This window comes from Xanthobacter variabilis, from assembly GCF_043831965.2.
Taxonomy (GTDB): Bacteria; Pseudomonadota; Alphaproteobacteria; order Rhizobiales; family Xanthobacteraceae; genus Xanthobacter.
Genome location: NZ_CM195533.1, coordinates 80,294 through 105,652, shown reverse-complemented (window position 1 = coordinate 105,652; position 25,359 = coordinate 80,294). Strand labels below are relative to the sequence as shown.

Here is a 25,359-nt window from a genome sequence, read left to right as displayed (position 1 = left end):
GGCGATGGCGTGCCGCCCCACCAAAATGGAGCCTTGTCGGCGTGGGTCATCCTCGGGCCGTGTGAAGCAAATCCGAAGCTGGGCTTCTAGCAGGCGGCCGGGGCGGGGGAAAGCCCGCAGATGGGCGCGGCGGCGGGGCCATGGCCGGGAGACGGGCCCGCGCACGCAAAAAGACCCCGGCGCCAGATGGTGCCGGGGTCCGTTGGTTCCCCTCTTATTATTTGGGACCGGACAGGGCCGGGAAAGAAACCGGGGGCGGGCTGCGCCCCCGGGGAACTCAGGACGCCGAGCTCACGAGTGGTAGGCGCGCTCGCCGTGCTCGTTGAGGTCCAGGCCCTCGCGCTCCACGTCCACCGACGGCCGCAGGCCGATGATGATGTTGAGCACGAAGAAGATGATGGCCGAAACCACGCCCGACCACACGATGGTCACGAGGGTGGCCTGGGTCTGCACCCACACCTGGTGGCCCATGGAGTAGTCGGCCACGCCGCCGCCGCCGAGAGCGGGCGACACCAGGATGCCGGTGGCGATGGCGCCAACGATGCCGCCGACACCGTGCACGCCGAACACGTCCAGGCTGTCGTCATAGCCGAGGGCGTTCTTCACTGCGGTGCAGAAGAAGAAGCAGACCAGCGCCGCGACGATGCCGAGCACGATCGCGCCCATGGGGCCCGAGGCGCCGCAGGCCGGGGTGATGGCCACGAGGCCGGCCACCGCGCCCGACGCGCCGCCGAGCATGGAGGGCTTGCCGCGCACCAGCCACTCGATCACGAGCCAGCCCACGATGGCGCCGGCGGTGGCGAGGAAGGTGTTCACCATCACGAGGGTGGCGAGGCCGTTGGCTTCCAGGTTCGAGCCCACGTTGAAGCCGAACCAGCCGACCCACAGCAGGGAGGCGCCGACCATGGTGAAGGCCAGCGAGTGGGGCGGAAGCTGTTCCTTGCCGTAGCCGATGCGCTTGCCGACGATGATGCAGCCGACGAGGCCGGCGATACCGGCATTGATGTGCACCACGGTGCCGCCGGCGAAGTCGAGGGCGCCCAGGGTGAACAGGTAGCCTTCCGAGAACCACACCATGTGGGCGATCGGGAAGTAGACGAAGGTGCCCCACAGCACGGCGAACAGAACCACCGCCGGGAACTTCATGCGCTCGGCGAAGGCGCCGATGGCCAGGGCCGGGGTGATGGCCGCGAAGGTCATCTGGAAGGCGATGAACACCAACTCGGGGATCTGCACGCCCTTGGTGAACGTATCCGCGAGGCTGTCGGCGGTGACGCCGGCCAGGAACGCCTTCTCAAAGCCGCCGATGAAGGCGTTGCCCGAGGTGAAGGCCAGCGAGTAGCCGTAGATCGCCCACACCAGCATCATCACCGCGGTGATGGTGAGCACCTGCATGAGGATGGAGAGCATGTTCTTGGCGCGCACCAGGCCGCCGTAGAACAGAGCGAGGCCGGGAACCGTCATCAGCAGGACGAGGACCGTGGAGGTCATCATCCAGGACACGTCACCCTTGTTCACGGTGGATACGGCGGCAGCCGCGGCGGGAGAAGCGGCCGCCGGCGCCATGTCGGGCTGTGCAAGGGCCGGCAGGGCGAAAGCCGCCCCAGCCAGGAGCGCGGGCACACCCACGCGGGTCCACGTCTTGAACGTCATGGAATATGGCTCCGTGAAATGAGGAAGGCTCAAAGCGCGTCGGCGTCGGTCTCGCCGGTGCGGATGCGCACGGCGTGGTCGATGGCGAGAACGAAGATCTTGCCGTCGCCGATCTGGCCGGTCTTGGCCGAGGCGGTGATGGCCTCCACGACCTTGGAAACCTGGTCGGCAGCCACCGCCACCTCGATCTTCAGCTTCGGCAGGAAGCTCACGGCATATTCAGCGCCGCGATAGATCTCGGTGTGGCCCTTCTGCCGCCCGTAGCCCTTCACCTCGGTCACGGTCAGTCCGTGGACGCCGATACCGGTGAGGGCGTCGCGCACCTCCTCCAGCTTGAATGGCTTGATGATGGCCATGACGATCTTCATGGATCGGTCCCTGTCCCCTGATGGGCTTGGATACGGCGCCGCGAAGCCCACCCTCGCGAACCGCCCAGCCGATGTTTTCTCATGGCTTCGCCGAGCGGGACGGGGATTTCCGCGCCGCGGCTGGCAAGCCTGCGCAAAACGGAATCAAGGACCGTGCCAAATGCGACAAAGGCCCGACTCCCGCTGCTTATTTTATCGCCATGGAAGGCAAGGGAGTGGCGGCGCCCGAAGGTTGCCGCTTTTTTGGCCTACTTTTTAATCAATGAGCCTTAAACATCATCAATGGGCGGGCGCTGCCCCGTTCGCCCGCCCCATCACGGTGCCGATGGTGTCACTTGGGCGTGACGCGCCGCATCAATCCTTCCTGCGTTGCGGAAGCCACGAGAATGCCATCGCGGGTGAAGAACTCGCCCCGGCAGAATCCGCGCGAGCCGAACGCGGCTGGGCTTTCCTGGCTGTAGAGCAGCCATTCGTCTGCCCGGAAGGGGCGGTGGAACCACAGCGCGTGATCGAGGCTGGCCACCTGCAGGTCGCGATCAAACACCGACTTGCCATGCGGCAATAACGCCGCCTGCAGCAGTGAGAAGTCCGAAGCGAAGGCCAAAACTGCCTGATGCGTGGGCAGGTCGTCCGGTAGCGCGGTGCGGGCGCGCACCCAGAGGCTGGGCCGCACGCCAAGGCTGCCGATATATGCCGGGTCGGTGGAGATGGGGCGGATCTCCAGCGGCTTGATGGCCATCCAGTCCCGCCGCGCGGCTTCGGGGAAGCGCTCCACCAGTCGCGCGCGCCAGACTTCGTCGGGCGGCAGGTCCTCGGGCATCGGCACGTCCGGCATGGTGCTCTGGTGCTCCAGTCCGTCCTCTTCCAGCTCGAACGACACCGCCATGGAAAAGATGGCCTTGCCATGCTGGATGGCCACCACGCGGCGGGTGGTGAAGGAGCGCCCGTCGCGGATGCGGTCCACCTCGTAGATGATGGGAACGGTGGGGTCACCGCCGAGCAGGAAATAGCCGTGGAGCGAGTGGGTGACGCGCGGGGCATCCACCGTGCGGCGCGCCGCCACCAGGGCCTGGGCCACCACCTGGCCGCCGAACACGCGCCCGCCACCCGGATTGCCGCTGCGACCGCGGAACAGATTGATCTCCAATTGCTCCAGGTCGAGGATGGACAGAAGCGCTTCAACGTCGCTAGACGGCGTGTCGGTCATGAGATCAGCCTTGCGGAAGCCCGCGACGCGGAAAAACTGACGCGCGGGACGGGGAATGACGAGTCACGAACACGCCACGCCCCCGCGTGGCGCGTCAAGTGCGTATAGGTGAGGCAGATGCCGTTTGCGGCGGTGGTCATCTCCGCCGGGCGGTGGCAGGGCCTTTGGTGCAATGCCCGCAACGGCGCCGCGAATGAGCCGCGGCGATGCGGGATAGACGAGATCGCGTGAGGAGATCCATTCATGAATGGCCAGTTCGAGAGCCCCCTCGCGCCGTCGCCTTATACCGGGCCGGGCCTTTTCTCCGCGCCGGCCGCGATGAGCGATGTGGCGATTGTCGGCGGCGGGCTCGCGGGGCTCAGCCTCGCTCTGGCGCTGCGCCAGGGGCTCGGGGCCGATGCCCGCATCACCCTATTCGACCCTATGCTCGCCAATCCGGTGATCGACGACGAGCGCTGCTCGGCCATCGCCGCCTGCGGCCGGCGCATGCTGACCGTGCTGGGGGCCTGGTCGCGCATCGAGGCCGAGGCCCAGCCGATTCTCTCCATGGTGGTCACCGATAGCCGCACCAAGGATGTGGCGCGCCCCACCTTCCTCACCTTCGACGGCGATGTCGCCCCCGGCGAGGCCTTCGCCCACATGGTGCCCAATGCGGTGCTGCAGCGCGCGCTGATCTCCGCCGCCGAGGCCGCCGGCATCGAGCTGAAGGCGGACAGCGTCTCGGCCTTCACGCGCGAAGGGGTGGGCGTAGCCTTGACCACCGGTGCCGGCTCGGTTTCCACCCGCCTGCTGGTGGCCTGCGATGGTGCGCGCTCGCGGCTGCGCTCCATGGCCGGGATCGACACCGTCTCGTGGAGCTATGGCCAGAGCGCGCTCACCTTCACGGTGGAGCATGAGCGCCCCCACGAGGGGCGGGCGGAGGAGCATTTCCTGCCCGCCGGCCCGTTCGCCCTGCTGCCGCTGCCGGGTAACCGCAGCTCCATCGTCTGGACCGAGCGCACGGCCGATGCGGAGCGCCTGGCCGGCCTTCCCTCCATTTTGTTTCAGGAGGAGCTGGAGCAGCGTTTCGGCCATCGCCTGGGGTGGGTGAAGCCGGTGACGCGCCCGCGCCCCTATCCGCTGGGCTTCGCCATGGCCCGCAGCTTCATCGGCGATCGGCTGGCGCTGGTGGGCGATGCCGCCCACCTTATCCACCCCATCGCCGGCCAGGGCCTCAACATGGGCCTGCGCGACGTGGCCGCCTTGGCCGAGGCGGTGACCGATGCCGCGCGGGTGGGGCTGGATTTCGGCTCCGCCCAGGTGCTGGAGCGCTACCAGCGCTGGCGGCGTTTCGATACGCTGGCCATGGGGGTGGCGACGGACGGGCTCAATCGCCTGTTCTCCAACCACTCCGATGCCCTGCGGGCGGTGCGCGACGTGGGGTTGGGGCTGGTGGACCGCCTGCCGCGACTCAAGGGCCTGTTCATCCGCGATGCCGCCGGCCTCACCGGCTCCATCCCGAAGCTGCTGCGCGGCGAGGCGCTCTGAGTTGACGGCGCGCTCGGGGAGCTGCGACGGGCGCGTCGCTCACGCTGCGGGCCCGATGGGCGTGATGAGGTCCGGCTCATCGTTGCGCACGGCATTCACGGCGGTGGAGACCGGCCAATAGGTTACCTGCGGGGCCGCGAGACCTTGCAGTAGGGGCCGCGGGTCGTCATCCGCCAGGAAGCGGGCAATGTCCGCCAGGGCCAACATGAGGGGCATGCGCTCGTGCAGCGGGCGAAGCCTCTCATTCGCTGGGCAGGTGATGATGGTGAAGGTGCGCAGCCATTGGCCGGTGGAGGGGTCCTTCCAGCCCTCCCAAAGGCCTGCGAACGCCATGGGCGCGCCATCGGCAGGGGTGATGTAAAATGGCTGCTTCGCGCCATCGCGCTGCTGCCACTCGAAAAATCCATCGGCGGGGATGATGCAGCGCCGCTTCTTGCGCCATGCCTCGCGAAAGGTGGGCTTGTCCGCCACGCTTTCCGCGCGGGCGTTGATAAGCCGCGCCCCACCGCTGGGATCCTTCGCCCAGACCGGCACCAGACCCCATCGCAAGAGCGAAAGGTCGAGGGTCCCCGTGTGCGGATTGAGCCGCACCACCATCAGGTCCTGGGTCGGGGCGGCATTGTAGCGTGGCGGGCAATTGGGCAACTGAACCAGCGCCAAGTCGAGCCCGAAATGCTCCGCATAGGCCAGCGGCGCGCGATGCTGAACGAAGCGGCCGCACATGCCCGCTGGCCTCCGAGGCTCAGGACGCGAGGCGGAAGCGGCCGTCAATGGCGGGCGGCCCTTCGGTCTCCACGCGCCCGCTCGCAACCAGATGTTCAAGATGCGCCAGCACCGTGAGCGAGGCGGCGCCCACCAGCTTCGAATCGAGGCCGATATAGATTCCGCGGACCAAGTCCGGAATGGTCTCAGCGGACCGGTCGAGGCCCCGCAGGATGGCGGCCTCGCGCGCCATGCGATGGTCGAGATAGTCGCGCACGAAGGAGTGCGCATCGCGCACCGGCCCGCCATGCCCTGGCAAATAGGTCTTTTCGTCCCGGTGCCCGAGACGTTCCAGGGATTCGATATAGTCGCCCATGGCGCCGTCCGGCGGCGCGACGATGGAGGTGGCCCATGCCATCACATGGTCGCCGGAGAACAGCAGCTCGTCCTCACGCAAAGCGAAGGCGAGGTGATTTGCTGTGTGCCCCGGTGTGGCGACAGCGGTGAGTGTCCAGCCGCGCCCGGACACGGTTTCCCCATCCGCCATCGCGTGGTCCGGCACGTAATCGGTGTCGGCGCTGGCGTCGAGCGGGTTGACCTCCCCGATGTGCAGGGGGCGGGCCGCGTGGTGCGGGCCGCAGCCCACGATCTTGGCACCCGTCGCGGCCTTGATGGCGGCGGCCGCCGGGGAATGATCGCGGTGCGTATGGGTGACGACGATGTGCGAGACGCTTTCACCCGCCACGGCTTTGAGCAAGGCGTCGATGTGCTCCGGCTTGTCCGGTCCGGGATCGAGGATGGCCACGTCGCCATGGCCGATGATGTAGGTGCAGGTACCCGTGAAGGTGAAGGCCGATGGGTTGGGGGCCACGATGCGGCGCACCTGTGGCGTCACCGGCATCAGCACGCCTGCGGGAGAATCGAAGTTACGATCGAAAGGGATGTCGGCGCTCATGGACGGAGGCTAGTGCATTTTCCCGATCTGTTGAAATGGGAAAAGCGAGCTCCGCAGGGCCGCTGATGCACCGCCGCATGGGGGATGGAATTTTTTCCAGGGCAGAGCCGTAAGGTGGCTTCGGCATCTGTTTCCAGACAGTGCGGATCTCAGCATGCCCGAAATTCGTCGCGCGCTGCCCTGTCGCCAACCGGGCGATCGCCTGCGCGGGGGCACGCGCCGATGTGACGTCCCGCACAAATAAAAAAGCCCGCCGGCGAGCGGCGGGCTTTTCCTGATCTCCCGGTGAGGATCAGAACTTGTAGTTCACACCCACCTTGATGGAGTTGAACTTGGTGTCGTTGTCGATGCTGTAGCCGGCGAACGAGGCGATGTTGTTCGCATTGCCGAGGTCGACATACAGATATTCGGCCTTGAGGGTCCAGTTGTTGGTGATGGCGTATTCCACGCCGCCGCCGAGGGTCCAGCCCCAGCTGGTGGTGGCATTGCCCGTCACACCGACGCAGGTGATGCAGGTGACGTCAGTCGAGGTCCGGCCATAGGCCGCGCCGCCCGTGATGTAGGGCAGGAACCGATCGAAAGCATAACCGAGGCGGGCCCGGATGGTGCCGAAGTAGTCAACGCTGGAGCCAGCCGAGTACGGGCCGATGGCGACCGTGCCGGAGATGTCCGCCCACTGGATATCGGTCTCGAGGCCGACGACCACATTGTTCGCGAACTGGTAATTGTAGCCGAGCTGACCGCCGACGAACCAGCCGGACGACGTGATCGAGGCGCTGGTCACCGGGACCGCGAGATAGCTCAGGTCGTAATTGAACTTGTCTCCGCCGTAACCGGCGTTGGCGCCGATGTAGAAGCCGGTCCAGGAGAACACCGGGACGGCCACGGCCTTCACCGGATACTTGGTGGCGAGATCGGCAGCAGCGGCCGGAGCAGCGAGCGCGGCCAGAGCGACAGTGGCGAGAAGGAACCGCTTCATTTGAGCCCCCTTGGGACGGGTTTCGTCGTTTATTGAGTGGAACAGGTTCGGCGCGAAGAGGTCGAACCGCGTTCACTCATCTTCTTCGTTTTAGCAGCGGTTGCTGAGAAATGGCGTATCTTTCCTGCCACAGTGCGCTTGAAACAACATGGCGAAATTTGGGTGGCGCAGGCGATAATACCTCTTTCGGGGCATGCTGCCAGATGCCGTTCCGTCATTTCTGGCTGCTCGGTAGCAGCGTGTCGCGCCGCCTGCGGTTCAACGCATGTGGGTGAGTGCGATGCGCGCGGATATACATGAAATCCGCTTCATAAAAACGCGACGAATACATAAGTCGGTCGGATGTGATGCGGCCTGATGTCTGATTGAAGCTGAGGCTCTTCCGGAGTGGGGAGCGGCCGTAATTCAGGTGAGGGGAAAGGTGCCGATGACGGCATAATTGGGGTTGGGGTTGGGGGGGGAGGGGGCGGTCATGCAGCAATGCATTGCTCTTTTTGCCAGATTCCCGAATTTCGGCTGGCGCCGGGCGCGGCAGAATGGGCTGCCGGGTTCGCACGTGTGGGGTGCACTTTTGGGCGGTAGTCGCCCGGTAATGCGCGAATCGTGCGGCAGCGTGTGTGGGCAGGCGCGTCGCGGCGATGGCCGTAGCGCTTGATGGAGCTGCGGGGAGCGGCCGCCCCCGTCGGGTCAAAGAAGAAGGTAGTGCTTCCCCGGCCTTCCCGAATTCTGGTCGCGCGCTGACGTCGTGGCTCTGCACGCGATCAGCTCAGCCAATGCTGCCGGCGGTCTACAGCTTTCAGATTCGGGGCGTCAGGCTGAGCTGGTGGTTGGCATCGGAGCGTCCGAGTTCGCGCACTTAGCGCGGAGCTCCGAAGTTCGGGGCGATTCGGGGACTCGAGAGGCGGCAAGCCGAAGCGAGCGGGGGCTGCAGCTATCCAGGCCCGCGCAGGACCCGTCACGTGCCAGACACGTACCAAAGAAAAAGCGCCGGACAATGTCCAGCGCTCAAAGGCAAGGCTAAATGGCGTGCGCCATATACCTCTATGCCCGCTCTGATCATGGAAAACGGCGCGCCCATCCGAGCGCGCCGCTTCCAAAAGGATCAGAACTTGTAGTTCACACCAGCCTTCATGGTGTTGAACTTGGTGTCGCCGCTCACCATCACGCCGTTGAGCGGGCCGAAGTCGCTGCTGCCGAGGTCGACATACAGGTATTCGGTCTTGAGGGTCCAGTTGTTGGTGATGGCATACTCGACGCCAGCGCCGAGGGTCCAGCCCCAGTTGGTGGAGGAGTTGCTGACCTGCGGGAAGTAGGCGCCCTGGGTCAGGGTGTTCTGCACGTTGCCGTAGGCCGCACCACCGGTGATGTAGGGCAGGAACCGGTCGAAGGCGTAGCCGAGGCGAGCGCGGATCGTGCCGAAGTAGTCGGTGTTAGAGCCGGCGATCCAGTTGGAGCCGCCGAGGCTCACGCCAGCCACCTGGCCGGAGATGTTCGCCCACTGCAGATCGGTCTCGAGACCGACGACCACGTTATTGGCGAACTGATAGTTGTAGCCGAGCTGACCGCCGACGAACCAACCGGAAGAGTTGGCATCAGCCGAACCGGCGTAGCCGTACACCAGCGGACCACCGGTGTAGTAGTCGTAGGAGTACTTGTCGCCGCCGTAACCGAAGTTGGCGCCGATGTAGAAACCGGTCCAGGAGAACACCGGAGCCGCAATGGCCTTGACCGGGTACTTCGTCGCCAGGTCAGCAGCCGCGGCCGGAGCCGAGAGCGCCGCCAGCGCGACAGTGGCGAGAAGGAACCGCTTCATCACTTAATCCCCCATTTTTGGGTTACAACCGGTGAGCCGAAGAGGCCGAGTGCATTCGCAGCCGTCTCGCTCCGCCCAGTGAGATTGGTGTAGCAGAGGTCGCAGGAAGATTCCGTAGCTTTCATGCCACACCACACCGAAAACCACGCTCTGCAACCCATCGAACTCGCACCCAGATACCTAAATGCGTGCGGAATGCTGTAATGCGAGCGTCGACCCTGGGGCAGTTATGGGGCGGCATGGTAAAATATCTGTAAACTAAGCACTTGTGCGTGATCGCACTGCGATGCCAGGGCGTGCGGCGGGGCGTTGCGGATGCCGTGGAAAGGCCTGCGGATCTCGTCCGCTGAAGCAATCTGTAGTTGATAATGCGGCTCGCGCGGGTGTGGCCCGCCGGGGGCAGGGGCGCGGAGCATCTGGAAGGCCCCGCAGGCAGGCTTGGGGTGTGCGGGTGACGCTGGGCCATTACTCCATAAGGGATTGTCAGGGTCAGACCTTGCCGACCGATTGCCTTCCGTGAAGCCAGGCGCGCGTGGCTAGGGCGGGCGTCGCTCGGCCCGGCATGCGCGTGGCCATAAATATTCCACGCCACACGGGGGTATAATGTAGCCGACTAGAAGTGTTGGCGTGTCTTGTGCGGCATCTATACGTCTTAAGACTTAGGTTTTAGCCATACCACTTCGGGTGGATTGTACGGCGATCGGGCTTTCCCACCTACAAGCGGCTATCCGAATCGGTGTCGGCAAGTGTGCTTTACCTCTTGGTTTGGGTGAAGCGGCCGATCGCGCCTCCGTGCGGCGGGCGGGTGCGTCAGCGCCGCCCGGGAGGCCGGATGGCACCGGCGCAGGACGCTGGGGTGGGGCCGTCCGGCGCAAGCCCGGAGGACGGTAAAATGAGAAAAACGCTTCTGCTTACGGGTGTGTTCCTGGTGCTTGCCTCGGTGCCGGTGGACGCGCGGCCACGTACCCTGGACATGGACTGTGCGGAGGCCTCCATGCTGGTATGGGAGGAGGGGGCTGTGCTGATGACCACCTATCCCAACCAGTTTGACCGCTATGTGCGCGATCTGGGCTTCTGTCCGGCGGACATGCAGCTGCAGCCCGAATGGGTGCCGACGCGTGATACGCGGCAGTGTTTCGTTGGCTACACCTGCTTCGAACCCTCCTATGGGGGGCTGTCGGGACAGTAGCGGGAACGGGGCCCGTGCCGGCCAAGCTTCGGGGGCGCGCCCCCGAAGCGCGGAGGCGGAATCACCCGCTCGGTCGCCATTGCCTGGCATTGTCGCGGCGCAATTCCAGAGCCGCTGCCGTACGCTTATGATGGCAGAGAGGCAGCAGGCGCTGGCTGGCGGTTCAGCCGGGTCAGCGTGAGGTCCGGAGGACCAGAATGATCAAGGCGATGGTTGTAACGGGCGCGCTGGTTATGGTGGCATCAGCCGCCGCGGCCCAGAGCATGCCGCGAAGCACGGACATGACATGCGCACAGGTCGCGCGGCTGGTGGAGCAGAAGGGGGCGGTGGTGATCGCCACCTCGCCCACCCTCTATGATCGCTACGTGCGCGATCTCAGCTTTTGCGAATACGACATGCAGCTGAAGCCGGAGTGGGTGCCGACTCGTGACAAGGCCCAGTGCTTCATCGGCTACACGTGTTACGAGCCGTCGCGCGGGGGCGGGCGTTCCGGAGACTGAGGGTGTTTCGGCACAGCAAAAAGGCGCCCTCGCGGGCGCCTTTTTTATTCAGCCGATGCCGCGATCCTTAAGGACGCCCTCGATTTCCTCCAGCACCACCGGGTCGTCGATGGTGGCGGGGATGGACCAGGCGTCGTGGTCGGCGATCTTCTTCATGGTGCCGCGCAGGATCTTGCCGGAGCGGGTCTTGGGCAGGCGGTTCACGGTGACCGCAAGCTTGAACGCTGCCACCGGGCCAATGCGGTCGCGCACCAGGCCCACCAGTTCCTTCTCGATGACTTCCGGTGCGCGGCGCTCGCCCGCCTTCAGCACCACAAAGCCGCACGGCACCTCGCCTTTCAGCGAATCCTTGACGCCGATCACGGCGCACTCGGCCACGTCCGGATGGGAGGCGATCACCTCCTCCATGCCGCCGGTGGAGAGGCGGTGGCCGGCGACATTGATGATGTCGTCGGTGCGGCCCATGACGAAGACATAGCCGTCATCATCCATGAAGCCGGCATCGGCGGTTTTGTAGAAGCCGGGATAGTCGGCGAGGTAGCTTTCCCTGAAGCGCTCATCCTGCTGCCACAAGGTGGGCAGGCAGCCGGGAGGCAAGGGCAGCTTCACCACGATGGACCCCATGGTGCCGGCGGGAACGGGCTTGGCCGCCTCGTCCACGATCTGCACGTCGAAGCCGGGCATGGGCACGGTGGGCGAGCCGAGCTTGATGGGCAGAAGGCCGAGGCCCACCGGGTTGGCAGCGATGGCCCAGCCGGTTTCGGTCTGCCACCAGTGGTCCACCACCGGCACGCCGAGCTTGTCCTCGGCCCACTTCACTGTGTCCGGATCGGCGCGCTCGCCGGCCAGGAACAGGGTGCGGAAGTGGCCCATGTCGCGCCCGGTCTTGAAGGTGCAGTCCGGGTCTTCCTTCTTGATGGCGCGCAGCGCGGTGGGGGCGGTGAAGAGCGCCGCCACCTTGTGCTCCTCGATCACCCGCCAGAAGGCGCCGGGATCGGGCGTGCCCACGGGCTTGCCCTCATAGACGAGGGTGGTGCAGCCGGCCAGCAGCGGCGCATAGACGATGTAGGAGTGGCCCACCACCCAGCCGATGTCGGAGGCGGCCCAGAACACCTCGCCCGGCTTGATGCCGTAGAGGTTTTCCATGGTCCAGGTGAGCGCGACCATGTGGCCGCCAGTGTCGCGTACCACGCCCTTCGGCTTGCCGGTGGTGCCGGAGGTATAGAGGATGTAGAGCGGGTCGGTGGCGGCCACATCCACGCATGGCGCGGCCTTGCCGGCGGCGGAGGCCGCGGCGCAGGCCTCGGCCCAGTCCACGTCGCGTCCCTCGGTGAGGGTGGCGGGGCCCTGGGTGCGCTGCAGCACCACACAGTGCTCGGGCTTCACGGCCGACATGGAAATGGCAAGGTCGAGCAGCGGCTTGTAGGGCACCACCCGGTTCGGCTCGATGCCGCAGGAGGCGGCCAGGATCACCTTGGGCTCGGCATCCTCGATGCGGGTGGCGAGCTCCTTGGCGGCGAAGCCACCGAACACGACGGAGTGAATGGCACCGATGCGCGCGCAGGCCAGCATGCCCACCAGAGCCTCGGGCACCATGGGCATGTAGACCAGCACGCGGTCGCCCTTGGTTACGCCCAGGTCCAGCAGCACGGCCGCCAGGGTCTCGATGTCGTGCTTCAGCTCGCCATAGGTGATGGTGCGCTTGGAGGCGGTGACAGGGCTGTCATAGATGATGGCGGCCTGCTCGCCGCGGCCGTTGGCCACATGCCGGTCCACCGCATTGAAGCAGGTATTGCCGACGGCGCCCTCGAACCAGCGGCCATAAACACCGGCGTCGGGATCGAAAACCTTGGTGGCCGGGGTGGTCCAGTCGATCTTTTTCGCGGCCTCGCCCCAGAAGGCGGACGGATCGTCGCGCCAGCGGGCATAGGTTTCAGCGTACCGGCTGCTCTTCATGCTGTCCATGGACGTCTCCCTTTTCGGCATTTCTTTGCTCTGGTTAGTGCCGATGCCCCTTCAAAGGAGCAAGTACGCAGAACTGCGTACGACCTTGGTTGGATGGATAAAGGCCTTGTTCTATTGTGCCGTCGATTGCGCTGATTCAAGGCGCTGGCTAGGTTGCGCGCCGCGCGACGCGCGCCATTCGATGCTCCTCCGCGCCTGCCGCTTGACCGGAAGTGGAAAGGCGGCCGGAGGCGGACAAGGATTTCAAGGGGGATACCATGGCGGGTAGCATCTATGACCTGCATCTTGACCGCAATCAGGCCAATTACCAGCCTCTGACCCCGATCGGCTTCCTGGAACGCGCCGCCAAGGTGTTTCCGGATCATACCGCCATCATCCATGGCGCGCTGCGCCGGAACTATCGTGATTTCTACGCCCGCAGCCGGCGCCTCGCCTCGGCCCTGACGAAGCTGGGCGTGGGCAAGAACGACACCGTGGCGGTGATGCTCACCAACACTCCCGCCATGCTGGAGGCCCACTACGGCGTGCCCATGACCGGCGCCGTGCTGAACTCCCTCAACACCCGCCTCGACGCGGCCATCCTCGCCTTCACCATCGACCATGGCGAGGCCAAGGTGCTCATCACCGATCGCGAATTCTCGCCGGTGATGAAGGCGGCCCTCGCCATGGCCGTGCGCAAGCCTATCGTCATCGACTATGACGACCCGGAATATGCCGGCAAGGGCGACCGCATCGGCAGCATGGAATATGAGGCGTTCCTTGAGACCGGCGATCCGGAATTCGCCTGGAAGGGCCCGGACGACGAGTGGGACGCCATTGCCCTCAATTATACCTCCGGCACCACGGGCGACCCCAAGGGCGTCGTCTATCACCATCGCGGCGCGCACCTGCTGGCGGTGGGCAATGCGGTGACCTGCTCCCTGGGCAAGCATCCGGTCTATCTGTGGACCCTGCCCATGTTCCACTGCAATGGCTGGTGCTTCCCCTGGTCCATCACTCTGGTGTCGGGCACCCATGTGTGCCTGCGCCAGGTGCGCGCCAAGGCCATGTTTGATGCCATCGCCGATTATGGCGTCACCCACATGTGCGGCGCGCCCATCGTGATGTCGACCCTGCTCGGCGCCCCCGAGGCGGACAAGCGGGCCCTGCCGGGCAAGGTGGAGTTCATCACCGCCGCCGCCCCGCCGCCGGAAGCGGTGCTGGCCGCCATGCAGGACGCCGGCTTCAATGTGGTGCACGTCTACGGCCTCACCGAAGTCTATGGCCCCTCGGTGGTGAACGACTGGCATTCCGAATGGGATAGCCTGCCGGCCGACGAGCGCGCCGTGAAGAAGGCCCGCCAGGGCGTGCGCTATGCGGCGCTCGAAGCCTTGGACGTGAAGAATCCGGAGACCATGGAGTCCGTGCCGGCCGATGGCGAGACCATGGGCGAGGTGATGTTCCGCGGCAACACGGTGATGAAGGGCTATCTCAAGAACCCCACCGCCACCGACAATGCCTTTGCCGGCGGCTGGTTCCATTCGGGCGATCTCGGGGTGAAGCATCCCGATGGCTATATCCAGCTCAAGGACCGCTCGAAGGACATCATCATTTCCGGCGGCGAGAACATCTCGTCCATCGAGGTGGAGGACGCCCTTTACAAGCACCCGGCGGTGAGCGCCGCCGCGGTGGTGGCCCGGCCGGACGAGAAGTGGGGTGAGACCCCGGTGGCTTTCGTGGAGCTGCGCGACGGCATGAGCGCCACCGCCGAGGAGCTGATGGCCCACTGCAAGACCCACCTCGCCGGCTACAAGTGCCCGCGCCACATCGTGTTCGAGCCGATTCCGAAGACCTCGACCGGCAAGATCCAGAAGTTCCGCCTGCGCGAACTGGCCAAGGAGGTGTGACGGGGATGTCTGACGTGGAGACCAAGGACGCCAACGGCGCCATCCTGAAGGACGGCGACAACGTGACCCTCATCAAGGATCTCAAGGTGAAGGGCACCTCCGTCACCTTGAAGCGCGGCACCCTTGTGAAGGGCATCCGCCTTACCGGTGACCCGGACGAGATCGACTGCAAGGTCGAGAAGGTGAAGGGCCTGGTGCTGCGCACGGAGTTCGTGAAGAAGGCGTGAGACCCTCGGCCCCGGTCTGTGACCAGGGCCGACAGGGTTCGCCCAGGCGCCGCGCCGGCGTTGGCGAGAGCGCCCTGCGGGGCGCATGCTTGATCCGATGGTTCCAAGATCATGCCCGGGCTGGTCCCGGGCATTTTCATGTCGCCCGCCCGCGTGGCGACGCCCGGGCGCATTCCCGCTTCCCCTGCGCCACCTTTCCAATCGTTCATGTGGCCGCCATGGTGCGGTCAGGTTCCTGGCGCCACAAGGGCGGACGGATCTTTTGCGGAGACGATGCCGGTGCGCGCCCTTCTGTCCCTTCTCGGCGACATCCGCCGCCTTGCGGTGCCCTATTTCCGAAGCGAGGAACGCTGGGTGGCCATCGGCCTTTTGGCGGCGGTGGTCGCGCTGGAGCTGGCCTGGGTTGGCGCCACCGTGATCCTCAACGAGTGGAACGTCGCCTTCTACAACGCCATCCAGGACAAGAACTTCGCCGAATTCCAGAAGCAGCTTCTGATCTTCTGCCTCATCGCGGTGGGCGCCATCGTCGTCGCGGTGTATCAGCTCTATCTCAAGCAGTGGCTGGAGATCCGCTGGCGCCGCTGGCTCACGAAGCGCTATCTCGACGCTTGGCTGACCGACGATGTGCATTACCGCCTGCGCCTGTCGGGCGACGCGGCGGACAATCCGGACCAGCGCATCGCCGAGGACGTGCAGCTGTTCGTGGGGCGCACCATCGGGGTCGGCATCGGGCTCCTGGGAACGGTGGTGTCGCTGGTCTCGTTCTCGGTGATCCTTTGGAATCTCTCGGGGCCGCTGGCCTTCAGCCTGTTCGGCCACGCTCTGTCGGTGCCGGGCTATCTGTTCTGGGCGGCGCTCATCTATGCAGCGGCGGGCACGTGGCTCGCCCATCTCATCGGCCGGCCCCTGGTGCGCCTGAACTATGACCAGCAGCGCTACGAGGCCGACTTCCGCGTGGACCTGGTGCGTGTGCGCGAGAATGGCGAGCAGATCGCGCTCCTGCATGGCGAGAAGGCCGAGGACCGGAAGCTGGAAGGCCGCTTCTCCCGCGTGTGGGGCAATTTCTTCGATCTGATGAAGGCGCAGAAGCGGCTCACCTGGTTCACCGCCGGCTATAATCAGATCTCCACCATCTTTCCCTATGTGGTGGTGGCGCCGGCTTATTTCACCGGCCAGATCCAGCTCGGCCAATTGATGCAGACGGCCTCCGCCTTCGGCTCGGTGCAGGGCTCCTTCTCCTTCTTCGTGTCGAGCTATGTGTCGCTGGCCGAGTGGGTTTCGGTGGTGCAGCGCCTCACCGGTTTCGAGGCCTCCATCGCGCGGGCGCGGGCCCAGGCGGAACGTCCCGCCTTCGAGGCGCCGACCCATGGGGAGGGCCCCGCGCTCGGCCTGTCGGGGGTTGAGGTGCGGCTGCCCGGCGGCGCGCCGCTGGTGGCCACCGACGAGCTCACCATCGATCATGGGGAATGCGTGCTGATCACCGGGCCGTCCGGCTCGGGCAAGAGCACGCTGCTGCGTGCCATCGCCGGCATCTGGCCCCACGGGGCCGGCCGCATCGCCCGCACCGCCGGGCAGAAGGTGATGGTGCTGCCGCAGAAGCCCTATGTGCCGGTGGGCCGGCTCGATGCCGCCTTGGCCTATCCCGCTTCCGCCGACAGCCTGCCGCGCGAAAAGGCGGTGGAGGTGCTGCAGGCGGTGGGGCTCGCCGGCCTCGTGGAGCGCCTGGACGAGGACGGGCTGTGGCCGCACATGCTCTCGCTGGGCGAGCAGCAGCGGCTTTCCATCGCCCGCGCGCTGGTGGAAAAGCCGGACGTGCTGCTGCTGGACGAGGCCACCTCCGCCCTCGACGAGGCCTCCGAGGCGATGCTCTATCGCCTGCTGCGGACGGCTCTGCCCAAGGCCACCTTCATTTCCATCGGCCATCGCTCGACCCTGGTGGACCTGCACGACCGCGTGTTGCACCTCGATGGCGAGACGGCCCCGCGCACCCTGAAGCCGGCGACCGCGCCCCGCCTGCAGCCGGTCTAGCACCCATCGGCTTTTGGACTGTTTCAGTTTTTCGCGGAAACACTGGAACAGTCCATTCTTTCGTTTTCGCGTGTTTCCTGTCCGCGCGAACCGGCCCCCACTTCACTCGGAAGGGTTTTCGCGCGTGGAGGAGCCAAGCCCCACCCGCAATGTGTTCCTTATGGTGCTCTTCGCTCTCCCGCTTGCGGGGGAGGGCGGGGGAGGGCGGGGGAGGGCGGGGGAGGGGGCAAGACATCCTGAATGCGCGGCCGGCAATGAGGTAAGGGGCAGCGCGTCGGAAGCTTCTCTGCGGTGAACCGTCAGCTGTGGCGCCTCAGAGGCGGTCCCGCCGCTTGCGCCCCCTGAACGACTGCGGGAGTGGGCGCCGGGCCAGCCCGTGTCTCCCGCGTGTCGAGCGATCCGCGACGGCCCTTACGCGGTTGCGTCACGCGAAACTGTTCCACCTCGGGCGGTCATGCGCGGGCCGGGTGCTCCCCGCGCCCACTCAGGCCCTGGTCGGATGGCGGCGGGCCAGGGCCAGTCCGTCGCGCATGGAGAGGGCCATCAGGGTGATGTTGAGCGCGCCGGCGGCGAGCTCCAGCGCCTGGACGGCCATGAAGGTGGTGTCGAATGCGCCGGCCGCCGCGCGGGCCTGGAGGAACACGGCGCAGGGTACCAGCACGCACAGCCCATTGAGGGCGATGACGGGCATCCGCCGCCGCTTGGCGGCGATGCGTGGCTCGCGCGAGTGTCCGCCCAGCCGAAAGCCGGTGGCGCCCACCAGCACCATGGCCGGCACCAGCACCGCCATTCCCCACAGGATGGCCGTCTTCACCCGCGCCACCAGCGCCCCATCCCCGAAGGCCTCAGCCGCTATGGTGGAGCTCCAGAACAGCAGGATGGTCAGAAAGGCGATGCCCCCGGCCAGGGGGTGCAGGCGGCGGATCATGGCGTGTCCTCGGATGATGGCGCGGTCAGCGCGGCGAGGGCGGTGGAGAGCCGGTGAAGCAGCTGCGCCGCCTCGTCCAGCGCCGGGACAGTGACGGCGGTGGCAAGGGCCTCGGCCAGGGGCGCCCAGCGGGTGCTGGCGGCGGCGAAGGCCATGCGGCCCTCGGGCGTGAGCTGAACCAGCTTGGCCCGCTTGTGATGGGGATTGGGGGCGAACCGCACCAAGCCGAGCCGGGCGAGATCGTCGACCACCCGCTGCACGGATTGGCGGGTGAGGCCCATCGCGCGGGCGATGCCGGCGGTGGGCAGCCCGCCCTCGGCCTGGGTGATCGCGCCCAGTACCTGCCAGCGGGCGCTGGTGAGACCCAGCGGCTCCACCAGCATGTCTCCCGCCGCGATCAGCGCCCCGTTGAGGCGGAACACCTCCAGGGCCAGGCGGCTCGTGGGGTGCAGGAAGGGATCGAAATCGGCATTCATAATGACAGCATAATGTCAAAACGACAGTGCACTGTCAAATGTGCCGCGGAACATCGCCAGCGTGCATCCGGCCGGGGAAGGGCCTATATCCGGGCCATGAGCCAGACCCCGCCCCTCGTGTTCGATCGCGCCCTTCAGCGCCGCCGGCTCGCCCGCGCCGGCCGGCTCGGTGCGGAGACCTTCCTGCTCGATCGCGTGGCGGAGGATCTGGCCGACAGGCTGGGCGCGGTGAAACGCCATTTCGCCACCGCGCTTGATCTCGGCACCCCCACCGATGCCGTGGCCCGTGCGCTGGCGGGGCATCCGGCCATCGTCCGGCTGTTCACCGCCGCGCCCCTGGCCGAGGGACTGGGGCAGCGCCGCGATGCGGTGGTGGCGGACGAGGAGGCGTTGCCCTTCGCGCCCGGCTCGCTCGACCTGGTGGTGTCTGCGCTGGCCTTGCAGGGGGTCAATGATCTGCCGGGCGTGCTCACCCAGGTGCGGCGGGCTCTCAAGCCCGATGGGCTGTTTCTTGCCGGTTTTGTGGGCGGCTCCAGCCTGACGGAGCTGCGGCAGGCCTTCACCATTGCCGAAAGCGAGACCACCGGGGGCATTTCGCCCCGCGTCGCGCCGTTCGTGGATGTGCGCGACCTGGGCGGCCTGCTGCAGCGGGCGGGATTCGCCTTGCCGGTGGCGGACACGGACCGCATCGTGGTGCGCTATGGCTCGCCTTTCACCCTGTTCTCGGAGCTGCGCCGCATGGGCGCGGCCAATGCGCTCGCCGAGCGTCGGCGCGTGCCCCTGCGGCGCGACACGCTGTTGCGGGCCGCGGAGGTCTATGCCGAGCGTTTCGCCGATCCGGACGGGCGGCTGCGGGTGACGTTCGACATTGTGTGGCTTTCCGGCTGGGCGCCCCACGAAAGCCAGCAGAAACCGCTCGCCCCCGGCTCCGCCAAGATGAGCCTTGCTGCCGCCCTCGGGGCTAGCCACGGGCCGATTCCCACCCCGGAAGACGGCGCGCCCTGACCGCCGGTGCCGAGGTTCTGATCGGCACGGCGGCGCTACAGCCTTGACGCCCGGCGGTAAACCGGCAGCATCACCGGCCTGTGTTGGAAGCGATGGCGGGGAAGCGCATGGCCGGATTCGTCTTCAACACGCCCGCGCGCATCGTCTGCGCCGCCGGTGCCTCGGGCCAGGTGGGCGAGCAGTTCCGCGCTGCGGGCGTGGAGCGCGTGCTGGTGGTGACCGATGCCGGTGTGGCGCGGGCGGGTGGTCTTGCCATCGTGCTTGAGGCGCTGCGGGCCGCGGGCGTCGCGCATCGCGTGTTCCAGGAGGTGCCGCGCGACCCATCGGAAGAAACCGTCATGGCCGCCGCCGCCGCCGCCGTGGAGATGGGGGCGCATGGCGTGCTGGGGCTTGGCGGAGGTTCGGCCCTGGACGTGGCCAAGCTTGCCGCGTTGCTTGCCACCGGCCACGATGCTCTTCCGGAGATCTATGGCACCGGCCTGGCCACGGGCCCGCGGCTGCCGCTCATCCTCATCCCCACCCTTGCCGGCAGCGGCGCGGAGGTGACGCCGCTGGCGGTGGTGGTGGCCGGCGGGGAGAAAAAGTCTGTCATCGCCTCCTGCCTCATCGCCGATTCGGCCTTGCTGGACGTGGATCTCACCCTTACCGCGCCGCTGGCCGAGACCGCGGCGGCGGGTGCCGGCGCCGTGGCGCTGGCGGTGGAGGCCTTCACCTCCGCCAACGCCAATGCCAATCCCCTCTCCCAGTCCCTGGCGGAAGGCGGGCTGGGCCTGCTGGCGTGGTCGCTGCCCCTGACGGTTCAGGACGGAACGGATCGGCGGGCGCGCCAGGCCCTGCTGTCCGCCTCGCTGATGGTGGGGCAGGCGTTCGCCAACGCCCCCGTGGGCGCCGCCCACGCGCTGGCCTATCCCCTCTGCGTGCGCCACGGCCTGCCCTCGGGCCTCGCCACGGCGTTGCTTCTGCCCCATGTGGTGCGCTTCAACACGCCGGTGGCGGGCCATGCCTATGCCGGGCTGCTCGATCGGCTGTTTCCCGAAGCGCCGGATGTGGGCGATTCGGCGGTGCGGGCGGATGCGTTCGCCGCCCGGCTGGGGCGCTTTCTCTCTTTGATCGGGCTGCCGGAAAGCCTGAAGGAGGCGGGCATTCCGCAAACGGATCTCGCGGGCCTCGCGGCGGCGGCGCAGCGCCAGACGCGCCTTCTCGCCAACAATCCGCGCCCCCTGTTGGCGCAGGATATTATTGCGATCTACAAGGCCGCCTGGGGATAGATGCGCCGGCCAGCGGCGCTGAAGCCCGCAAAATGAAAGGTCAGGCCGCATCGGGCGATGGATTTTCGCAAGATGCGCTCTGTACGGGCGCCCGGCGGGGGCCCTGGAACGGGGGAAGGACACAGATGAGTGGCACCGACGCGACGGCGAAACCTTCAGGACGGGAAGAGCCCGTCTTGCTTAAGGATTTTCCCCACGTTCTCACCCTCTCGACCCGATGGGCGGATGTGGATGTCTACGGCCACGTGAACAACGTGGTCTATTATTCCTACTTCGATACTGTGGTGAACGAACACCTGATCGCCCACGGGGTGCTGGATCCGCAGTCGAGCCCCATCATCGGCCTGGTGGTGGAGACCCGCTGCACCTATTTCCGCTCGCTGACCTTCCCGGCGCCCGTGCAGGCGGCCATGCGGGTGGCCAAGCTCGGCTCCTCCTCGGTGCGCTACCAGATCGCGCTGTTTCAGGGCGAGGACGAGCAGGCTGCCGCCCAGGGCCATTTCGTCCACGTCTATGTGGACCGGGCCAGCCAGCGGCCGGTGGCGATTCCCGACGCCGTGCGGCGGGTGCTCCAGCCGCTCGCTTGAGGGATCGGCCGCAGGCTGCGATTCGGCACAAAAAAGCCGGCCCGCGCGAACGGGCCGGCTTCGAGCGCGATGGCGCGAGATCAGCAGATGTACTGGGCGCCGTTGATGGTGAGTGTCGAGCCGGTGATGAACGAGGCGTCATCGGAGGCCAGGAACACCACGCCGCGGGCGATGTCTTCCGGCTCGCCCAGGCGGCCCACCGGGATGGTGGCCACGATCTTGGCGAGGATCTCAGCAGGCACCGCGCGCACCATCTCCGTGCCGATATAGCCGGGCGCGATGGCGTTGACGGTGATGCCGTGCTTCGCGCTCTCCTGGGCCAGGGCTTTCACGAAGCCGATCTCGCCGGCCTTGGCGGCGGAATAGTTGGTCTGGCCGAACTGGCCCTTCTGCCCGTTGATGGACGAGATGCAGACGATGCGGCCGAAGCCGCGCGTGCGCATGCCCTCGATCACGTTGCGGGACATGTTGAAGGAGCTGGACAGGTTGGTGTTGATCACCGCGTTCCACTGCTCCAGCGACATCTTGTGCAAGGGCGCGTCCCGGGTGATGCCGGCATTGTTCACCAGCACGTCGACCGGACCGACCTCGGCCTCGACCTTGGCGATGCCGTCCTTGCAGGCGTCGAAATTGGAGACGTCCCACTTGAAGTTGGGGATGCCGGTCTTCTCGGTGAAGGCCTTTGCGGCCTCGTCATTGCCGGCATAGTTGGCGGCAACCGTGAAGCCGGCAGCCTTGAGCGCGACCGAAATAGCCTCGCCAATTCCGCGAGTGCCACCCGTAACCAATGCGACGCGCGCCATAGTTCCCTCCATACATGTTGGCTCGACCAAGACTAAATCAAACATTCCGAAGCGGATCGAGCCACGCTCCGTTTGTGTCTAGGTATTTGTGGGAAAGGTTGCGAGTGTCTCGGGCCGCGATCAAAAGTCGCGGCCCGTATTTTGACAGGGCGGTGACGAATCAATCCCGCTCGACGCACATGGCAATGCCCATGCCGCCGCCGATGCACAGGGTGGCAAGGCCCTTTTTCGCATCGCGCTTCTGCATTTCATGCAGGAGGGTCACCAGAATGCGGGTGCCCGAGGCGCCGATGGGGTGGCCGATGGCGATGGCGCCGCCGTTCACGTTCACCTTGGAGGTGTCCCAGCCGAGGCCCTTGTTGACCGCGATGGCCTGGGCGGCGAACGCCTCATTGGCCTCGATCAGGTCGAGGTCGGCGGGGGTCCAGCCGGCCTTCTCCAGCGCCAGCTTGGAAGCCGGGATGGGGCCGGTGCCCATGATCGACGGGTCAACGCCGGCCTGGGCCCAGGACACGATGCGCGCCAGCGGGGTCTTGCCCTCGGCCTTGGCCTTGGCGGCGCTCATGAGCACCACGGCGGCGGCGCCGTCATTGATGCCGGAGGCGTTGCCGGCGGTGACGGTGCCATCCTTGGCGAAGGCGGGCTTCAGCTTCGTCATGGCGTCGATGGTGGCGCCGTGGCGAATGTATTCGTCCTCGGAGACCACCACGTCGCCCTTGCGGGTGGAAATGGTGACGGGGACGATTTCATCCTTGAACTTGCCGGCCTTCTGGGCAGCTTCCGCCTTGTTCTGGGAAGCAACGGCAAACTCGTCCTGCTCGGCGCGGGTGATCTGGAACTGCCGGGCCACGTTCTCGGCGGTCATGCCCATGTGGTAGCCGTTGAAGGCATCCCACAGGCCGTCCTTGATCATGGTGTCGACGAATTCCAGGTTGCCCATGCGCTGGCCGTTGCGCAGGTGCGCGGCGTGCACCGACTGGCTCATGGATTCGTGGCCGCCGGCCACCACCACGTCGCTGTCGCCATTGGCGATGGCCTGGGCGCCGAGCGCGACAGTGCGCAGGCCGGAACCGCACACCTGATTCACGGTCCAGGCCGGGCTCTCGATCGGCAGGCCGGCCTTGATGGAGGCCTGGCGGGCCGGGTTCTGGCCCTGGGCGGCGGTGAGCACCTGCCCGAGGATGACTTCGCTGACGGCAGTGGCCGGAACACCCGCCCGCTCCAGCGCCGCCTTGACGACGATGGCGCCGAGCTCATGCGCGGGCAGCGGAGCCAGACCGCCGTTGAACGAGCCTACGGGGGTACGCGCCGCAGCGACGATGACGACCTCGTCCTTCATGATCTTCTCCTGGGACTTGGAACAGGCGGGGGCGGCTTTGCGCCGCTTTTGAATGCCGGCATTATATCGAGATCGGCCACGACTTTGTGTCAATGACCCATGTCATATTGCGAATCCATGTCATGGCCGGCGGGAGGCTGACAAGTGCGACCTCCGGCTGATGATCCACCTTTGAGCCGTCTCCATTTTGCCCGGCCGGCGACTGGATGGTTGCATTGCACGGTTGGTGCGCGCGGTGCACATAATTTGGTAGCTATGTGGGTCGAAACGCCCTAACGTGGCAACACCCCCAAGGAGATTGGATGACCGGACAATGGCAAAATCACAAGAGCCAGTCACCATCAAGAAATACGCCAACCGTCGCCTGTATAACACGGGCACGAGCACCTATGTGACGCTTGAAGACCTCGCTAACATGGTGAAGGACGGCGAGGATTTCATCGTCTATGACGCCAAGAACGGCGACGATATTACTCACTCGGTCCTGACGCAGATCATCTTCGAGCAGGAGAATAAGGGGCAGAACCTTCTCCCCATCGCCTTCCTGCGCCAGATCATCCGTTTCTACGGCGACAGCATGCAGATGCTGGTGCCGCGCTATCTCGAAGCTTCCATCGACAGCTTCACCAAGGACCAGGAGAAGTTTCGCGATCACGTCACCAAGACGTTGACCGGCGGCGGCTTCTCCGGCCTCGACGATCATGTGCGGCGCAACATGGAAATGTTCGAGCGCGCTTTCCACATGTTCTTGCCCTTTCCCAAGACCGAAGAGGGGGAAGAGGGTGAGGGCGGGGCTGTCGAATCGCCCGCGGGCGCGCCTCCGGCGCCGGGCATGCCGGCCGCCGCTCCCGGCGGGCCGGGCGAGCTTGACGCGCTGAAGCAGCAGATGGCGGAAATGCAGGCGAAGCTGGCGCAGCTCTCCCAGCGCCCGGCCGAGCCTCCGGCGCCGCCGGTGGTCCCGCCGGTTGCCAGCGAGCCGTATTCGGCGCCGCAGCCTTCGCCGGATGTCACGCCGTCGCAGCCTGGGCCGGACGACAGCAACTCCAATGGTGGCTTCGGCGGCAATAACTGAGGGCGCATTCTGCCGCGCGGCAGGGGGGCTTCTGGCCTTCGCCTGATTCTTTTCCTCACGGCCCATTCCGTCTGTCGCGGAATGGGCCGTTTGTGTTTTTGGCCCGGGAACGCCTGCAGGAACGCTGCGGCTGGGCGTGGGCTCCGGCCGTTGTTTGGTGTTCCCCCGCATCCGCTGAAAGGCTGCAGAGCAGCTCCGGCGTGCGCTGTGCCGCTGGGCAGGCTTCGGCGATTCGCGTCAGTTCGCGTCGGGGCGCACGGCGAAGTCGCGCTGTGCCACGCGGATGGACACCGAGAAGCCGGCCACCACGTCCAGCAGCATCACGCACAGCAGCAGGGCGAAGACGGAATTGCCCGCCTGCGGCACCAGCAGGAATTCCGCCAAACTCACCACGAACAGCAGGATTGAAAGCATGTGGTCCACGAGCGAGCGGGAGCTGATGCGGGTGGACTTCAGGATTTCGAAAAAGAGGAAGAGCAGGCACACGGCGATGAAGGCTTCCGCCAGCGTGATCTTCCACTGTGCGCCCGAGAGCATGGAGATGAGGGCAAGGGGCGAGCTCCAGTCGAGGCTGGGCGTGAGAAACGCGACGATGTTGAACAGCGCCAAAGGGATGATCAGCAGCGGCACCGGCGTCAGCATGGGACTTCCTTTGGGCAGGAGCGGCGATGCGTGTGCGCACGCATCGCGCGAGGCTTGAATCGACAGGCACATTGCCCCGCCGAATGTCACCGTTCGGTTGCCGCGGGACGCTCGGGAATTCTTCTTTCGTCCATGTGACGTTTTCAGCGGAAGGGAAGGCCGTGTTCCGCCCGGCCGCGCATGCTCCGGTCCGCTTGCGAGGCGTTTGGCCAGCCGCGTTGGGCGGGCGGCAGGAGAGCC

The 25,359-nt window shown here is 66.2% G+C and carries 23 protein-coding genes and 1 pseudogene; 11 read left to right on the top strand and 13 right to left on the bottom strand.

Annotation, left to right across the window (positions count from 1 at the left end):
• Positions 1–291 precede the first annotated feature (291 nt).
• The gene (locus V5F26_RS00475) at positions 292–1,653 is read right to left on the bottom strand and encodes an ammonium transporter (RefSeq protein WP_394946649.1); all 1,362 of its coding nucleotides are present in this window, start codon (positions 1,651–1,653) and stop codon (positions 292–294) included.
• A 29-nt stretch (positions 1,654–1,682) separates the two neighbouring features.
• Positions 1,683–2,021: a P-II family nitrogen regulator gene (locus V5F26_RS00470; protein WP_234050913.1), complete on the bottom strand. Its 339-nt coding sequence runs from the start codon at positions 2,019–2,021 to the stop codon at positions 1,683–1,685.
• A 71-nt stretch (positions 2,022–2,092) separates the two neighbouring features.
• Here V5F26_RS00470 and V5F26_RS00465 point away from each other — a divergent pair, with 71 nt between their 5' ends.
• The gene (locus V5F26_RS00465; protein ID WP_394056247.1) at positions 2,093–2,287 is read left to right on the top strand and encodes a hypothetical protein; all 195 of its coding nucleotides are present in this window, start codon (positions 2,093–2,095) and stop codon (positions 2,285–2,287) included.
• Between the two features lie 65 nt (positions 2,288–2,352).
• Here V5F26_RS00465 and tesB read toward each other — a convergent pair whose 3' ends face one another.
• On the bottom strand, positions 2,353–3,228 hold the full coding sequence (gene tesB / locus V5F26_RS00460) for an acyl-CoA thioesterase II (RefSeq protein ID WP_394056249.1): 876 nt from the start codon (positions 3,226–3,228) through the stop codon (positions 2,353–2,355).
• 318 nt (positions 3,229–3,546) lie between these two features.
• Between tesB and V5F26_RS00455 the strand changes: the two genes are divergently transcribed.
• A complete protein-coding gene (locus V5F26_RS00455; RefSeq protein ID WP_394056407.1) occupies positions 3,547–4,755 on the top strand; it encodes a ubiquinone biosynthesis hydroxylase in 1,209 nt (402 codons plus the stop codon).
• A gap of 39 nt (positions 4,756–4,794) precedes the next feature.
• On the opposite strand, the gene V5F26_RS00450 is transcribed toward V5F26_RS00455, so the two are convergent.
• From V5F26_RS00450 to V5F26_RS00435, 4 genes are all read right to left on the bottom strand, one after another.
• Positions 4,795–5,478, bottom strand: coding sequence for an SOS response-associated peptidase (locus tag V5F26_RS00450; RefSeq protein WP_394946648.1), 684 nt, complete (start codon positions 5,476–5,478; stop codon positions 4,795–4,797).
• Positions 5,479–5,497: 19 nt separating this feature from the next.
• The gene (locus tag V5F26_RS00445; RefSeq protein WP_394056253.1) at positions 5,498–6,412 is read right to left on the bottom strand and encodes an MBL fold metallo-hydrolase; all 915 of its coding nucleotides are present in this window, start codon (positions 6,410–6,412) and stop codon (positions 5,498–5,500) included.
• 292 nt (positions 6,413–6,704) lie between these two features.
• Positions 6,705–7,391, bottom strand: coding sequence for an outer membrane protein (locus tag V5F26_RS00440; protein WP_234050909.1), 687 nt, complete (start codon positions 7,389–7,391; stop codon positions 6,705–6,707).
• 1,102 nt (positions 7,392–8,493) lie between these two features.
• Positions 8,494–9,204, bottom strand: coding sequence for an outer membrane protein (locus V5F26_RS00435; protein ID WP_394056255.1), 711 nt, complete (start codon positions 9,202–9,204; stop codon positions 8,494–8,496).
• A gap of 892 nt (positions 9,205–10,096) precedes the next feature.
• Between V5F26_RS00435 and V5F26_RS00430 the strand changes: the two genes are divergently transcribed.
• Positions 10,097–10,393 carry a hypothetical protein gene (locus tag V5F26_RS00430; protein WP_394056257.1) on the top strand — a complete coding sequence of 99 codons (297 nt, stop codon included), beginning with the start codon at positions 10,097–10,099 and terminating at the stop codon, positions 10,391–10,393.
• 281 nt (positions 10,394–10,674) lie between these two features.
• Positions 10,675–10,893, top strand: a complete 219-nt coding sequence (locus tag V5F26_RS00425) for a hypothetical protein (protein ID WP_394056259.1) — start codon at positions 10,675–10,677, stop codon at positions 10,891–10,893.
• A 48-nt stretch (positions 10,894–10,941) separates the two neighbouring features.
• Here the strand turns inward: V5F26_RS00425 and V5F26_RS00420 are convergent, their stop codons facing one another.
• Positions 10,942–12,858 carry a propionyl-CoA synthetase gene (locus V5F26_RS00420; RefSeq protein ID WP_394946647.1) on the bottom strand — a complete coding sequence of 639 codons (1,917 nt, stop codon included), beginning with the start codon at positions 12,856–12,858 and terminating at the stop codon, positions 10,942–10,944.
• A 257-nt stretch (positions 12,859–13,115) separates the two neighbouring features.
• Here V5F26_RS00420 and V5F26_RS00415 point away from each other — a divergent pair, with 257 nt between their 5' ends.
• The 3 genes from V5F26_RS00415 (at position 13,116) to V5F26_RS00405 (ending at position 16,999) form a co-directional block, all read left to right on the top strand.
• Complete coding sequence (locus V5F26_RS00415; protein ID WP_394056263.1) at positions 13,116–14,744, top strand: acyl-CoA synthetase; 1,629 nt, start codon at positions 13,116–13,118, stop codon at positions 14,742–14,744.
• A 14-nt stretch (positions 14,745–14,758) separates the two neighbouring features.
• Entirely contained in the window at positions 14,759–14,971 is a 213-nt protein-coding gene (locus tag V5F26_RS00410) for an alkylphosphonate utilization protein (RefSeq protein WP_394056409.1), read from the top strand.
• Positions 14,972–15,244: 273 nt separating this feature from the next.
• Complete coding sequence (locus V5F26_RS00405; RefSeq protein ID WP_394056265.1) at positions 15,245–16,999, top strand: ABC transporter ATP-binding protein/permease; 1,755 nt, start codon at positions 15,245–15,247, stop codon at positions 16,997–16,999.
• Positions 17,000–17,483: 484 nt separating this feature from the next.
• Here the strand turns inward: V5F26_RS00405 and V5F26_RS00400 are convergent, their stop codons facing one another.
• Complete coding sequence (locus V5F26_RS00400) at positions 17,484–17,927, bottom strand: hypothetical protein (protein WP_394056267.1); 444 nt, start codon at positions 17,925–17,927, stop codon at positions 17,484–17,486.
• Positions 17,924–18,403 carry a MarR family winged helix-turn-helix transcriptional regulator gene (locus tag V5F26_RS00395; protein WP_394056268.1) on the bottom strand — a complete coding sequence of 160 codons (480 nt, stop codon included), beginning with the start codon at positions 18,401–18,403 and terminating at the stop codon, positions 17,924–17,926. The genes V5F26_RS00400 and V5F26_RS00395 overlap by 4 nt, the downstream gene beginning before the upstream one ends.
• 96 nt (positions 18,404–18,499) lie before the next feature.
• Between V5F26_RS00395 and V5F26_RS00390 the strand changes: the two genes are divergently transcribed.
• The 3 genes from V5F26_RS00390 (at position 18,500) to V5F26_RS00380 (ending at position 21,263) form a co-directional block, all read left to right on the top strand.
• The gene (locus tag V5F26_RS00390; protein ID WP_394946646.1) at positions 18,500–19,408 is read left to right on the top strand and encodes a methyltransferase domain-containing protein; all 909 of its coding nucleotides are present in this window, start codon (positions 18,500–18,502) and stop codon (positions 19,406–19,408) included.
• A 107-nt stretch (positions 19,409–19,515) separates the two neighbouring features.
• On the top strand, positions 19,516–20,676 hold the full coding sequence (locus V5F26_RS00385) for an iron-containing alcohol dehydrogenase (RefSeq protein WP_394946645.1): 1,161 nt from the start codon (positions 19,516–19,518) through the stop codon (positions 20,674–20,676).
• Between the two features lie 125 nt (positions 20,677–20,801).
• Positions 20,802–21,263, top strand: a complete 462-nt coding sequence (locus tag V5F26_RS00380) for an acyl-CoA thioesterase (RefSeq protein ID WP_394056273.1) — start codon at positions 20,802–20,804, stop codon at positions 21,261–21,263.
• An 80-nt stretch (positions 21,264–21,343) separates the two neighbouring features.
• Here V5F26_RS00380 and phbB read toward each other — a convergent pair whose 3' ends face one another.
• Together phbB and V5F26_RS00370 are read right to left on the bottom strand one after the other, a co-directional pair.
• On the bottom strand, positions 21,344–22,066 hold the full coding sequence (gene phbB / locus V5F26_RS00375; protein WP_394056275.1) for an acetoacetyl-CoA reductase: 723 nt from the start codon (positions 22,064–22,066) through the stop codon (positions 21,344–21,346).
• A gap of 160 nt (positions 22,067–22,226) precedes the next feature.
• Entirely contained in the window at positions 22,227–23,405 is a 1,179-nt protein-coding gene (locus tag V5F26_RS00370; RefSeq protein ID WP_234050895.1) for an acetyl-CoA C-acetyltransferase, read from the bottom strand.
• A gap of 313 nt (positions 23,406–23,718) precedes the next feature.
• Between V5F26_RS00370 and phaR the strand changes: the two are divergent.
• Positions 23,719–24,330 (top strand): annotated as a pseudogene (gene phaR, locus V5F26_RS00365) (polyhydroxyalkanoate synthesis repressor PhaR); the annotation flags it as partial.
• A gap of 384 nt (positions 24,331–24,714) precedes the next feature.
• On the opposite strand, the gene V5F26_RS00360 reads toward phaR, so the two are convergent.
• Positions 24,715–25,119 carry a hypothetical protein gene (locus V5F26_RS00360; protein ID WP_394056277.1) on the bottom strand — a complete coding sequence of 135 codons (405 nt, stop codon included), beginning with the start codon at positions 25,117–25,119 and terminating at the stop codon, positions 24,715–24,717.
• Positions 25,120–25,359 lie beyond the last annotated feature (240 nt).